Source organism: Massilia eurypsychrophila (genome assembly GCF_002760655.1).
Taxonomy (GTDB): domain Bacteria; phylum Pseudomonadota; class Gammaproteobacteria; order Burkholderiales; family Burkholderiaceae_D; genus JAFCUW01.
Window position 1 is genome coordinate 268,660 of the sequence record NZ_PDOC01000005.1, and the last position, 13,253, is coordinate 281,912.

Here is a 13,253-nt window from a genome sequence, read left to right on the forward strand (position 1 = left end):
GCAACGCAGCCAGCGGCTAGCGACCGTAGCCGCCGCCTCCGGGCGTCTCGATGACGAACACGTCGCCGGCGCCCATCTCCACTTTGCCGATATGCGCCAGCGTCAAGGCGCTGCCGTCGGCGCGCTCGACGCGGTTCTGGCCCAGCGCGCCCGGGCTGCCGCCAGCCATCCCGAACGGCGCATGGATCCGGTTGTTCGACAGGATTGCTGCCGTCATCGGCTCGAGGAAGCGCACCCTGCGCACGCCGCCGTTGCCGCCGTGCCAGCGCCCCGCACCGCCCGAGCCGTGCCGGATCTCGTACGACTCGAGCCGCACCGGGAAGCGGAATTCGAGTATCTCGGGATCGGTCAGGCGCGAATTGGTCATGTTCGTCTGCACTACATCGGTGCCGTCGAAGCCTTCGCCGGCGCCCGAGCCGCCTGAAATGGTCTCGTAATACTGGTACCTGGCGTTCCCGAAGGTGAAGTTGTTCATCGTCCCCTGCGCCGCGGCCATCACGCCGAGCGCCCCGTACAGCGCATTGGTGATGCAGGTCGACGTCTCGACATTGCCCGACACGACGGAGGCCGGATAGCGCGGATTGAGCATCGAACCGGGCGGAATGATCACCCGCAGCGGCTTCAGGCAGCCGGCGTTGAGCGGGATCTCGTCGTCGACCAGCGTGCGAAATACGTACAGCACCGCCGCCATGCACACCGCCGATGGCGCGTTGAAGTTGTTCGGCAGCTGCGGCGAGGTGCCGGTGAAGTCGATTTCCGCGCTGCGCGTGGCCTGGTCGACCCGAATCGCCACCTCGATGCGCGCGCCGTTGTCGAGCTCCAGGTGGTAGTGGCCGTCCTTCAGCGCGGTAATCACGCGCCGCACCGCTTCCTCGGCGTTGTCCTGCACGTGCCCCATGTAGGCGCGCACCACGTCGAGACCGAAATGGGCCACCATCTTGCGCAGTTCTTCGACGCCCTTCTGGTTGGCCGCCACCTGCGCGCGCAGGTCCGCCATGTTCTGGTCGGGGTTGCGCGCCGGGTAGCGCGCACCAAGCAGCAAGGCACGCGCCTCGCTGTCGCGCAGCAGGCCGTCGACGCCGTCGACCAGCTTGAAGTTGTTGATCAAGACGCCTTCCTGCTCGATGAATTCGGAATCGGGCGGCATCGAGCCGGGCGTGGTGCCGCCTATGTCGGCATGGTGCCCGCGCGAGCCGACATAGAACAGGATGGTCTCACCAAGCTCGTCGAACACCGGCGAAATCACCGTGACGTCCGGCAGGTGGGTGCCGCCGTTGTACGGATCGTTGAGCATGAAGACGTCGCCGGATCGCATCGCGCCGGCGTTCGCCCGCATCACCGTCTTGATGCTCTCGCCCATCGAGCCGAGGTGCACCGGCATGTGCGGCGCGTTGGCGATCAGGTTGCCGTCGGCGTCGAACAGCGCGCAGCTGAAGTCGAGCCGCTCCTTGATGTTGACCGAATAGGCGGTGTTCTGCAACCGCAGTCCCATCTGCTCGGCGATCGACATGAACAGGTTGTTGAAGATCTCGAGCATCACCGGGTCGGCGCTGGTGCCGATCGCGCGCCGCTCCGGCAGCGCCTCCACTCGCCGCATCACCAGGTGGTTATGTGGCGTAACCTCGGCCTGCCAGCCAGGTTCCACCACCGTCGTCGCGTTGTCCTCGGCGATGATGGCCGGCCCGCCAATCAGGTCGCCGATGCGCAGGTCGGCGCGCCGGTACAGCGCGGTGGCGTGCCACACGTCGCCGCCGAACATGCGCACCGTGTCGGCCGGCGCCGGCGCGCCATCGCGCGGCGGCTGCGCGGGCATGGATTCCTGCGGCGCGCCGGAAGCGCCGATCGCCTCCACCGAGACCGCCTCCACCACCAGCGCCTTGGCCGGCATCAGGAACGAGAAGCGCTTCTTGTAGGCCGCCTGGAACTGGCGCATCATGCCATCCGGTTCGTCGAACAGCACGATGATGGCCGAGTCGGTGCCTTCGTAGCGCAGATGCACGCGCCGCACCAGCGTGATGCGCTGCGCGGCGACGCCTTGCGCGAGCAGCTCGTCGCGCACGCCGTCGCCAAGCTCGTTGAGCCGGCGCGCCAGCGCTTGCTGCCCAACGTCGGCCAGTTTCAGCTCCACCGCCGCTTCGCGCATCGCCGTCTGGTCGGCCAGGCCCATGCCGTAGGCCGACATGACGCCGGCCAGCGTATGCACGAACACCGTCTTCATGCCCAGCGCGTCCGCCACCAGGCAGGCGTGCTGGCCGCCGGCGCCGCCGAAGCTGGTCAGCGTGTAGTCGGTGACGTCGTGCCCGCGCTGCACCGAAATCTGCTTGATCGCATTCGCCATGTTGCCTACTGCGATGCGGATGAAGCCTTCGGCCACCTGCTCGGGCGCCGACGTGGCGCCGGTCGCCGCGCCGATGTCGCGCGCCATTTCGGCGAACCTGGCAGCGACGATATCGCGGTCGAGCGCCTCACTGCCGTCCGCTCCGAACAGGTGGGGAAAATACGCCGGCTGGATTTTTCCCAGCATCAGATTGCAGTCGGTGACCGCCAGCGGCCCGCCGCGCCGATAGCTGGCCGGCCCGGGATTGGCGCCTGCGCTGTCCGGCCCCACCCGATAGCGGCTGCCGTCGAAGTGCAGGATCGAGCCGCCGCCGGCGGCCACCGTATGGATGCTCATCATCGGCGCGCGCATGCGCACGCCCGCCACCTGCGTCTCGAACACGCGTTCGAACTCGCCCGAAAAATGCGATACGTCGGTCGAGGTGCCGCCCATGTCGAAACCGATCACCCGATCGAACCCGGCCAGCTGGCTGGCGCGCACCATGCCGACAATGCCGCCGGCAGGTCCCGACAGGATGCTGTCCTTGCCCTGGAAGGCGCGCGCGTCGGTCAGGCCGCCGTTCGACTGCATGAACTGCAGGTTCACGCCCGGCATCTGGCTGGCCACCTGGTCGACGTAGCGGCGCAGGATCGGCGACAGGTAGGCGTCGACCACGGTGGTGTCGCCGCGCGCGACCAGTTTCATCATCGGGCTGACCCGGTGCGACACCGATATCTGCGTGAAGCCGATGACGGCGGCGATGCGCGCCGCGGCCGCCTCGTGTTCGGTGTAACGGTAGCCGTGCATGAAGACGATGGCGAGCGAGCGCAGGCCCTGGTCATGCAGCGCCTGCAGCGCGGCGCGCGTGGCCGCTTCGTCGAGCGGGCGCAGGACGTCGCCATGGGCGCCCACGCGCTCGTCGATTTCAATCACGTCCGAATACAGCAATTCGGGCAGTACGATGTGGCGGTCGAACAATCGCGGGCGGTTCTGGTAGGCGATGCGCAAGGCGTCGCGAAAGCCGCGCGTGATCGCCAGCGCGGTCGGCTCGCCCTTGCGCTCGAGCAGCGCGTTGGTGGCCACGGTGGTTCCCATCTTCACCGCCTCGATGCGCGCCACCGGGATCGCGCCGTCCGCGCCCAGGCCCAGCAGGTGGCGGATGCCGGCCACCGCGGCATCGCGGTAGCGCTCTGGATCGTCCGACAGCAGTTTATGGGTGGCCAGCTGGCCGTCCGGCCGGCGCGCGACGATGTCGGTAAACGTGCCGCCGCGATCAATCCAGAACTGCCAGTCCATGCCTGCTCCTCGCTTTTGTTAAGCTTCCTGACGTATTGTATTCGCCCCCAGCGCAAAAATTAGCGAAAATGCACAGTCACCGGCGCTAAAATGCCTGGTCAACCCGGGAGATTCGATGAAGCCTTTATATACGGTGGCGCAGATTCGCGCGATCGAACACGCGGTCTCCGCCACGCTCGAACCGGGCGCGCTGATGCAGCGCGCCGGCCACGCCGCCGCCAATGTCGCGCTGGCGCTGCTGGCGGGCCTGGCCAACCGCAGCGTGCTGCTGCTGGCCGGCCCCGGCAACAACGGCGGCGACGCGCTGGAGGCGGCCGCCAACCTGGCCCACGCCAGCGCCGGCGTCGATGTCGCGGTGATCCACCTGCCGGGCACTCAGGCCACGTCGCCGGAAACGGCGGCCGCCCTCGCCCACGCCGCCGAAAGCCAGGTGCGCTTTCTCGGCGAACTGCCCGACCTCGAGCCTGGCCTGGTGATCGACGGCCTGTTCGGCATTGGCCTGGCGCGCGCGCTCGACGGCCCGGCCCGCGCGCTGGTGGAAGCGGTCAACGCGCTGGGCTGGCCAGTGCTGTCGCTCGATGTGCCGAGCGGGCTCGATGCCGACAGCGGCGCCGTCGTCGGCCCGGACGGCGTCGCCATCCACGCTGCGCGCACCCTCACCTTTATCGGCGACAAGCCAGGCCTGCATACGTTCGAAGGCGTTGACCATGCCGGCGCGGTGCAGGTCGACGCGCTGGCGATAGCCGACGCTCACTTCCCGCCCGCGCAGGCGCAGCTGAACGAACCGGCGCTGTTCGCTCGCTGCGTGAAGCGGCGCCTGCACAATTCGCACAAGGGTAGCTTTGGCGACGTCGCCATCGTCGGCGGCGCGCATGGCATGGCCGGTGCGCCCACGCTGTCGGCGCGCGGCGCGCTGTTCGCCGGCGCCGGCCGCGTGCTGGTGGCCGCGCTCGATCCTGGCCCGGCCTTCGACAGCGTGCAGCCCGAAATCATGTTTCGCAGCGCCGCCGACTTTGCCATCGGCGAAGGCACGCTGGTGATCGGTCCCGGCATGGGCGGCTCGGCGCTCGCGATGGAGCTGCTGGCCAAGGCCCTGGCCGGCGACGCCGCACTGGTCATCGACGCCGATGCGCTGAATCTGATCGCGGCCAGCGTCGACCTGCGCGAGCGTGTAGCCGGCCGCTCGGCGCCCACCGTGCTCACGCCGCATCCGCTGGAAGCGGCGCGCCTGCTCGGCGTCACGGTGGCCGAAGTCCAGCGCGACCGGCTGGGTTGCGCCCGCGCGCTGGCCGCCAGCCTTCAGTCGATTGTCGTGCTCAAGGGTGCCGGCAGCGTGATCGCCGACGTCGATGGCGCAGCGGTCGTCAACGCCACCGGCAACCCCGGCCTGGCCACGGCCGGCACCGGCGACGTGCTGGCCGGGATCTGCGGCAGCCTGCTGGCGCAGGGATGGCCGGCGCGCGAGGCGGCGCTGGGCGCGGTGTGGATCCATGGCGCCGCCGCCGACCGCCTGGTCGAACAGGGAACCGGCCCGATCGGCATGGTCGCCGGCGAACTGCCCGCGGCGGCGCGCTCGGTGCTCAATGAACTGGTGGCTGCCAGCGCGGTCAGACCAAACGGCCGGCCGCAATCGTGATGGTGCGCCCGCAGCGCGCCGCGATCGAGGTGTCGTGCGTGACCAGCACCAGGGTCGAGCCGCGTTCGCGATTGAGTTCGAACATCAGCTGGATGACCGCTTCGCCGGTGGCCGCATCAAGGCTGCCGGTCGGCTCGTCGGCAAACAGCAGCGGCGGCTCGGTGACGAAGGCGCGCGCCAGCGCCACGCGCTGCTGCTCGCCGCCGGACAGAAACTTGGGATAATGCTTGAGCCGGCTGTCGAGGCCGACCCGGCCCAGCATCGCCGTCGCCTTCGCGCGCGCGTCCGCCTCGCCGCGCAATTCGAGCGGCAGCATGACGTTTTCCAGCGCGTTCAGGTGCGCCAGCAGTTGGAACGACTGGAACACGAAGCCCAGCTTGGCCATCCGCAGCCGCGCACGGCCATCCTCGTCGAGGGCGAAAATGTCGACGCCGTCGAGGATCACGGTACCGGTCGATGGATTGTCGAGTCCGGCCAGCAGGCCGAGCAAGGTGGACTTGCCGGAACCGGACGCGCCCACGATCGCGAGCGTCTCAGCCGGTTGCACTGTAAAATCGACGCTGTGCAAGATGGTCAGTTCGCCGCTGGCGTCGGCTACCTTCTTCGATAGCTGGCGAACTTCAATCGCCGCCGGCTTGCCGGCTTGTTCGTTAACATAACTTTTGGATGCTTCCTGGATGTCACGCATGCTTGCTTTTCTCACTAAATGGATGCTCGGCGCGGTGCTGTTGCTGGCCGCGGCGCTCGCCCATTCTGCACCAAAAACGGTGCTCGTGCTCGGCGACAGCCTGTCGGCCGAATATGGCCTGAGCCGCGGCAGCGGCTGGGTCGCGCTGCTCGAACAAAAACTCAAGGCCGAGAAGGTCGACGCCCGCATCGTCAACGCCAGCATCAGCGGCGAAACGACCAGCGGCGGGCGCACCCGCCTGCCGGCACTGCTGACCCAGCACAAGCCGGCGCTGGTGGTCATCGAGCTTGGCGCCAACGACGGCCTGCGCGGCCTGCCGGTCGCCGCCGCCGAGGCCAACCTGCGCGCGATGGTCGACATGGCGCGCAAGAACGATGCGCAGGTGCTGCTGGTGGGCATGCGCATGCCGCCCAATTACGGGCGCGATTACACCGAACGCTTCTTCAGTATGTACAAGACCATCTCGACCCAGATGAAGGCGCCGCTGGTGCCGTTCATGCTCGAAGGCGTGGCCGAAAAGCCGGCGCTGTTCCAGGCCGACCGCCTGCACCCGACCGCCCAGGCCCACCCGGTCATCCTCGCCAACATCTGGCCGAAGATCCTGCCGCTGGTCAAAGCCCGATGAGATACCCGGCCATCCAGAGTTTCGCCGACGTGCTGCCGGTGCTGGGCGAATTCGACGCCATCATCGACGTGCGCAGCGAGTCCGAGTTCGCGCTCGACCATATTCCCGGCGCCATCAACTGCCCAGTGCTGAACGACGAGGAACGCATCCGCGTCGGCACCATGTATGTACAGGTGAACTCGTTCGAAGCGAAGAAGCTCGGCGCCGCGCTCGTGTCGCGCAACATCGCCCGCCACATCGAAGAGCTGTGGATCGGCAAGCCGCGCGACTGGAAACCGCTGATCTACTGCTGGCGCGGCGGCAACCGCAGCGGCGCCATGGCGCACGTGCTGGCCCGGATCGGCTGGCCGGCCATCCAGCTCGACGGCGGCTACAAGGCCTACCGTGCCCACGTCAGCGAGGACCTGGCGGTGCCGCCGCGGCTCGCCTTCAAGGTCATCTGCGGCACCACCGGCAGCGGCAAGAGCCGCCTGCTCGAAGTGCTCGACGCGATCGGCGCCCAGGTGCTCGACCTCGAGCAGCTGGCCGCGCACCGCGGTTCGGTACTGGGCAACCTGCCCAGCCAGCCGCAGCCGTCGCAGAAAATGTTCGAAACGATGGTGTGGGAAAAGCTGCGCCAGTTCGATTCGTCGCGGCCGGTCTTCGTCGAGTCCGAAAGCAAGAAGGTCGGCAACCTGCGCGTGCCCGACGCCTTGATGGAACAGATGCGCCTGTCGCCGTGCATTTCGCTGACCCTGTCGCGGACCAATCGGGTGCGCCTGCTGATGGAGGACTATCGCCACTTCACCACCGATCCGGCGTTGCTGAACACCCAGCTCGAGTGCCTGGTCAAGCTGCACGGGCGCGACAAGATCACGGCCTGGCACGACATGGCCAACGACGGCCGCATGCCGCAACTGGTCGACGAATTGCTGGTGAACCACTACGATCCGGCCTATATCAGGTCGATCGACCGCAATTTCACGCTGTTCGGCCACGCCGAGGTGCTCGAGTTGCCCGACATCGGCAAGGACGATTTCCTCGCCGCCGCGCACTATCTGCACGCTCGATAGCGCCCTGCCCGCCGGTCGCCGTCAGGTCGCCTCTAGCGGCGGACCGAAACCGGCTGGCTTGACCGCTAGCAGCGCACAGTCCAGCTTGCGAAACACGTTCTCCGCCGTGTTGCCAATTACAAATCCGGGAATGCCGGTGCGTGCGACGGTGCCCATGACCAGCAGATCGATATGGTGGTCGGCGACAAACTGCAGGAGCGCCTTGTCAGGCTGTCCACGCACGTGATGGACGTGCAATTGCCCAACAATGGCCGACTTCTTCACTGCCCTGTCAAGGGCGGTGCGGTGGACGCGCTGAGTCTGCAGCACCGTATCGAGGATCTCTTCGTCCGACATTTCGATCCATACGTTGTCGCGGAGATATTCTTCGAATGGGAAATCCCAGCACGATACGACTTGCAATTCGCAGCCAAACTGATCCGACACGGAACGCGCCAAGCGGAGGAGGCGCGCGGACAGTTCTTCCGCTTCCCGGTCCGCGCCCTGCGGGTCGATTGCGACTGCCACCTTTACCCCGTCGGTCCTGTCGAACCCCGGGCGGCTCAACCATACCGGGCACGGGCATTTGCGCAACAGTTCCATGTCCACGGCCTTAAAGCCCCGGTCGGCATCGTCTTGTTCAGCTTCCTTGATCAGCAGATCGGCTCCATGTCGCTGCACGTGTTGAATGATGCGCACGGCCGGCGTGCTGCCACTGTCCACATGAATCGGTACCGGCACATCTTCTGCACTTATGCCCGTTGCCGCGCGTGCCGCCAGGATCGACGCGTCAAGATGCTGAACCAGCGAAGCTTCATATCGCTCACGATACTTCGCTTGCTTTGCGGGAAACTCCGGGCAGACGATCAGGGCACTGAGGTCGGCCTGATTGCGACGAGCGGTAGCCAGCGCCTCCTCGAGGGCTGTTACGTCGTCCGTGACTGCCTGGCTGGCAAATAGTATTTTCTGGAATGTTGACATTATTTGCTCCGTGTTTGTCCGCGCGAGGGCAACGGATGGGAGTACTCGGATGGCTGAACGCCATTTTCGACCCTCGGCATCAGCTTAAATCGTAGCGCAATTTAGGCGAAAAAACTGGCCGTGGGCGTCAACGACGAGCGATTTACGGGCGGCCAAGGACTCCGCGCGCATCAGTGCGCCATCCATACCGGCACCTCCATCGACTCGAGCACGGTGCGGCTGGCGCCCCCCATCACCATCTCGCGCAGGCGCGAGCGACCGTAGGCGCCCATGACCAGAAGATCGGCGCCGCATTCGACACTGGCCCGCACCAGAGCCGCACCGGCATCGGTGCCGGTGCTGTCGATATCTTCTTCGGCGTTGACGCCGTGGCGTGCCAGAAATACCGCCATGTCGGCGTCCGTCTCGGCAGCGGCGCCTCCTTCGTCGACGATGAGCAAATGCACTTTGTCGGCGTTGCACAGCAGTGGCAAGGCACTGCCGATCGCGCGGCGCGCTTCATTGCTTCGGTTCCATGCCACCGCAATGCGCGCCCCGACGCTGGCGAACTCGCCGCGCGCCGGCACGACCAGCACCGGCACGGCGTTGTTGAGCATCACCCACTCCGGCAGGTCCGATCGTGTGCTCGGGTCGCAGTTCGGTCCCCTGGCCTGGCTGACGACGATCAAGTCGCTGCACATTCCATGCATGGCCAGCGCCAATGCGGGGTCCAGTTCCACCAGGCGCGTTTCGAACGACACGACGCCCATCGCACGCATCTGTTGCTCGAATGTCGCCAATGCGGCAGTGCAGCGCCCCCTCGCCGGTTCGATATCGATCGGCGTCAGCGGCACAACCGGATCAATCGCCGTCCGCACAAACCCCGCTGGCAGCCAACCTGTCGCCGCCAGGCCGATCAGGTGCGCCTCGTACTTGAGCGCGAGGTGTGTGGCCATCTTGAGGCGTGCTTCACAATGCTTGCTGTCGTCGATGTGCACAACAATAGTTTGCAGGGACATTTCCTTCTCCTTGTGGTAGGTTGATCTGGACGGCGATGCCCGCAGGAGAACGCTTGTGCGGCGATGCAAGGCTGGTTCCATCGTCGAGCTAGGCTATGGATATGCTAGCGCAAAGTGGGCTTTTTGCTAGTGACGCAAATGGAATGTTTGCCCCACTACAGGTCGCCAGGCGCGGATTTCAAACGACTCCCCGTTTCGCCTCGCACATCGAGCTCGGCCTCATAGCTCATGCGAAATAACCGAGCTCCCTCAAAGTTCGCCATGCCCTTCGATGGAGGTATTTTTCACCACTGCGAGCCAATAGGCGATAGCCAGTGCGAGCACGAGTGCAGCGGTGGCGAACACATACTCAGGACTCACCACTTTGTAATCCAACACAATGACCTTGCGTGCGACTGCCATGAACGCTGTCGCTAAGACAATTTTGATATGGATGACGTTCTCGCGCAGGTAACTGGTAATATTAATGAAAATCTCGATCGCAATCAGCACGGCCATGAACGCACCGAACGTCGCGAAAATATCGCTTATTTCAAGCAAGAAGTACGGATGCGCAACGATGCGTGTATACAGGACGTAGACCACGTCTGCCACGCCCCACCAGATCACGAGAACCATTAGCACGGCCAGAACTCGCACGGCATAGCGTATGAGTTTCACGAGCATCCTAATGAGGGGATCGTTCACCCCATGCGGCCCCTGTGGCGGAGTGTGTGCGCTCATTTCAATTCTCCTGAACAAATGGTTGAGATGGTAATTTTGGCCTATATTCATTAAGTTAGTCGATTTTTGATCTGTCAACTTGCCTGTTTCATTTCCGCACTCGATTTTTCTTTGGATTTTTACGAATCCGCTTATTGAAAGGAAATGCTTATATGTCAGGCTCGAGCTCCTTAGACGACACTGTCCAGGTCGATTGGCACGCGCTCGCGCCGGACGCCGCCGCCAAACTGCTGCAGAGCAATCCGTCGATCGGACTCACGATGGGCGAGGTCGGGGACAGAATGCAGCGGTTCGGCGCAAATCAGATGACGGCGCAGAAGCGGCCCAGCGAATTGATCCGTTTTGTCCTGCAATTCCATCAGCCGCTCATGTACATCCTGCTGATCTCGACCGTGATCACCGCAGGTATGGGTAAATGGGTCGATGCGTCGGTCATATTCGGCGTCGTTTTTATCAACGCCATTGTCGGCTACCTGCAAGAGGCGAAAGCAGAGAAAGCGATCGAAGCGCTGGCAAACATGGTCGTTACCGAGGCGACAGTGCGGCGCGGCGGGGAGAAGCTGCGGATTGTTTCGGTGCAACTGGTACCCGGGGACGTCGTACTGCTGCAATCCGGTGACCGCGTCCCAGCGGATCTGCGCTTGCTGCAGCAACGCAGTTTGCAGATCGAGGAAGCGGCGCTAACCGGCGAATCTGTTCCCGTCGCAAAGCAAACCGATCCGTTACCGTCTGAAGCGATTCTGGCTGACCGCACCAATCTGGCGTTTGCCGGCACGATGGTCAGCGCCGGTCAAGGCGAAGGCGTGGTCATTGCAACCGGCGACCGAACCGCGATGGGCCGCATCGCCGGGTTGATAAGCCTGGTGGAGGATTTGCAGACGCCATTCACGCGCAAGATCGCACAATTTAGCCGTCGGCTGCTGTATGTGATTCTCGGCCTCGCAGTCTTGATTTTCATCGCCGGCATCCTGCGCGGAACGCCTTGGCCGGAGATGCTCATCGCAGCGATCGCACTGGCAGTTGGCGCCATCCCCGAAGGGTTGCCCGCCGTGGTGACGATTACGCTGGCCATCGGCGTGCTTCGCATGGCGCGCCGCCACGCGATCATCCGCAAGCTGCCCGCGGTCGAGACACTCGGCAGCACCACGGTCATCTGCTCGGACAAGACCGGTACGCTGACGCAGAATCAAATGACTGTGCAGGAAATTCATGCCGGCGGGCGGCTCTACCACGTCACAGGCAGCGGCTATGAGATGGATGGCAAGATCCATTTCAAGCACGCGCCAGTCATTGTGGGCGAGAACGTCGCACTCATCGAAACACTCGGTGCCGGCTTACTGTGCAACGATTCGCGGCTCGTCGTCGACGCCAGCGGCCACACTACGGTGCAAGGTGACCCGACCGAGGCGGCGCTCATCGTCGCCGCGCAGAAGGCGGGGCTGTCCGAGCAAGAATTAAGCAGGTCCTGGCCGCGAATTCAGACGATCCCTTTCGAGTCCGAATACCGTTACATGGCCACGCTCCATGGCAACGATGCCGAACCAAAAATGATCTACATCAAAGGCGCGGTCGAAGTACTGCTGGAAAAATGCACGCAAGCGCTCAACGAGGCCGGCGAGGTCGCACCCATGGATAAAGCGCTCGTGCTCGGCGAAGCCGAGGAAATGGCCACCCGCGGCCTGCGCGTTCTCGCCTTCGCCCGGCGTCCGATGGCGCCGGATCATTGTTGCCTGGAACACGAGCACGTTGCTGCCGGCCTCACCCTGCTTGGTCTACAGGGGAAACTCGATCCACCGCGGCCCGAGGTGATCAAGGCTGTTGCCAAGTGCCGCGCCGCCGGCATCAACGTCAAGATGATCACGGGCGACCATGTCCTCACCGCCAAGGCTATCGCCTCGCAGATCGGCCTGGGTGGCGGCACGGCTATCATCGCCCTCACGGGTCGTGAACTGGAAGCTCTCGACGACGAGGACCTAGCCGACGCCGCTGAGAACGCAACCGTATTCGCTCGGGTGGCGCCCGAGCAAAAACTGCGGCTAATCAAGGCGCTTCAGGGGCGCGGCCATGTTGTCGCGATGACCGGCGATGGCGTCAACGACGCGCCCGCGCTCAAGCAGGCTGATATTGGTGTGGCCATGGGCATCACCGGCACAGACGTTACCAAGGGAGTCGCAGACATGATTCTGACTGACGACAACTTTGCGTCAATCGAGGCGGCAGTGGAGGAAGGACGCGGGGTTTTCGACAACCTCAGCAAGTTCATCTTGTGGATACTTCCCACCAATGGCGGGGTGGCGCTTATATTGCTCGTCGCGATCATCGCCGGGATCACATTGCCGATGCTGCCCACGCAGTTACTGTGGCTCAATCTGGTCACTGCCTTGCTTCTGGGGCTGACATTGGTCTTCGAGCCGAAGGAAAGTGACATCATGCAGCGTCCGCCGCGCGACCCGAAAGAGCCGCTGCTCACCCGCTCGCTGCTAATGCGTACCGCGCTGGTGTCGCTGATCTCGCTCGCTGGTGCGTTCGGTCTGTTCGCTTGGGAAAAGGGCATCGAAGGCACGAACCTCGACGAAGCGCGTACGGCCGTCGTCAACGTCATCGTGATGGTCCAGACCTTCTACCTTCTGAACTGCCGAAGCCGGAGCCATTCGATGTTTTTCATCGGCGCTTTCTCCAATCCCTGGCTGGTCGCAGGCATTGCATCAACTTGGCTGGTGCAGATCGCCTTCACCTATTCGCCTGTATTAAACCGGCTGTTCCACACCGCCCCCGTGCGAGCCGAAGCGTGGGCCTATATCGTCAGTATCGGCATCTTCACCTTCGCCGTGGTCGAGCTGGAAAAATGGTTGTACTGTCGCGCGCGACGGCCGCTCAAAAATTACCCAGCTGATGCATCGGTCGCTGGCCGAAGCGACTGAGCCGAGCCGGCGCAGCAACCCAAGCACGGAGCGACAA

At 64.4% G+C, this 13,253-nt stretch carries 9 protein-coding genes; 4 read left to right on the top strand and 5 right to left on the bottom strand.

Annotated elements, in window-relative coordinates; all coding sequences use genetic code 11:
- Positions 1-16: 16 nt before the first annotated feature.
- The gene (locus CR105_RS11420; protein ID WP_099788567.1) at positions 17-3,613 is read right to left on the bottom strand and encodes a hydantoinase B/oxoprolinase family protein; all 3,597 of its coding nucleotides are present in this window, start codon (positions 3,611-3,613) and stop codon (positions 17-19) included.
- Between the two features lie 115 nt (positions 3,614-3,728).
- Here CR105_RS11420 and CR105_RS11425 point away from each other — a divergent pair, with 115 nt between their 5' ends.
- A complete protein-coding gene (locus CR105_RS11425) occupies positions 3,729-5,249 on the top strand; it encodes an NAD(P)H-hydrate dehydratase (RefSeq protein WP_099788568.1) in 1,521 nt (506 codons plus the stop codon).
- Here the strand turns inward: CR105_RS11425 and CR105_RS11430 are convergent.
- Entirely contained in the window at positions 5,221-5,937 is a 717-nt protein-coding gene (locus tag CR105_RS11430; RefSeq protein WP_099788569.1) for an ABC transporter ATP-binding protein, read from the bottom strand. The two genes, CR105_RS11425 and CR105_RS11430, sit on opposite strands and share 29 nt — an antisense overlap.
- On the opposite strand from CR105_RS11430, the gene CR105_RS11435 reads away from it, so the two are divergent.
- Together CR105_RS11435 and mnmH are read left to right on the top strand one after the other, a co-directional pair.
- A complete protein-coding gene (locus CR105_RS11435; RefSeq protein ID WP_099788570.1) occupies positions 5,936-6,562 on the top strand; it encodes an arylesterase in 627 nt (208 codons plus the stop codon). The two genes, CR105_RS11430 and CR105_RS11435, sit on opposite strands and share 2 nt — an antisense overlap.
- The gene (mnmH, locus tag CR105_RS11440) at positions 6,559-7,614 is read left to right on the top strand and encodes a tRNA 2-selenouridine(34) synthase MnmH (protein WP_099788571.1); all 1,056 of its coding nucleotides are present in this window, start codon (positions 6,559-6,561) and stop codon (positions 7,612-7,614) included. Before CR105_RS11435 ends, mnmH begins: the two co-directional genes overlap by 4 nt.
- 21 nt (positions 7,615-7,635) lie before the next feature.
- Here mnmH and CR105_RS11445 read toward each other — a convergent pair whose 3' ends face one another.
- From CR105_RS11445 to CR105_RS11455, 3 genes are all read right to left on the bottom strand, one after another.
- Positions 7,636-8,574, bottom strand: a complete 939-nt coding sequence (locus CR105_RS11445; protein ID WP_099788572.1) for a universal stress protein — start codon at positions 8,572-8,574, stop codon at positions 7,636-7,638.
- Between the two features lie 170 nt (positions 8,575-8,744).
- Entirely contained in the window at positions 8,745-9,572 is an 828-nt protein-coding gene (locus tag CR105_RS11450) for a universal stress protein (protein ID WP_180288162.1), read from the bottom strand.
- A gap of 249 nt (positions 9,573-9,821) precedes the next feature.
- A complete protein-coding gene (locus CR105_RS11455; RefSeq protein ID WP_099788574.1) occupies positions 9,822-10,295 on the bottom strand; it encodes a phosphate-starvation-inducible PsiE family protein in 474 nt (157 codons plus the stop codon).
- Between the two features lie 152 nt (positions 10,296-10,447).
- Here CR105_RS11455 and CR105_RS11460 point away from each other — a divergent pair, with 152 nt between their 5' ends.
- Positions 10,448-13,216, top strand: coding sequence for a cation-translocating P-type ATPase (locus CR105_RS11460; protein ID WP_099788575.1), 2,769 nt, complete (start codon positions 10,448-10,450; stop codon positions 13,214-13,216).
- Positions 13,217-13,253 lie beyond the last annotated feature (37 nt).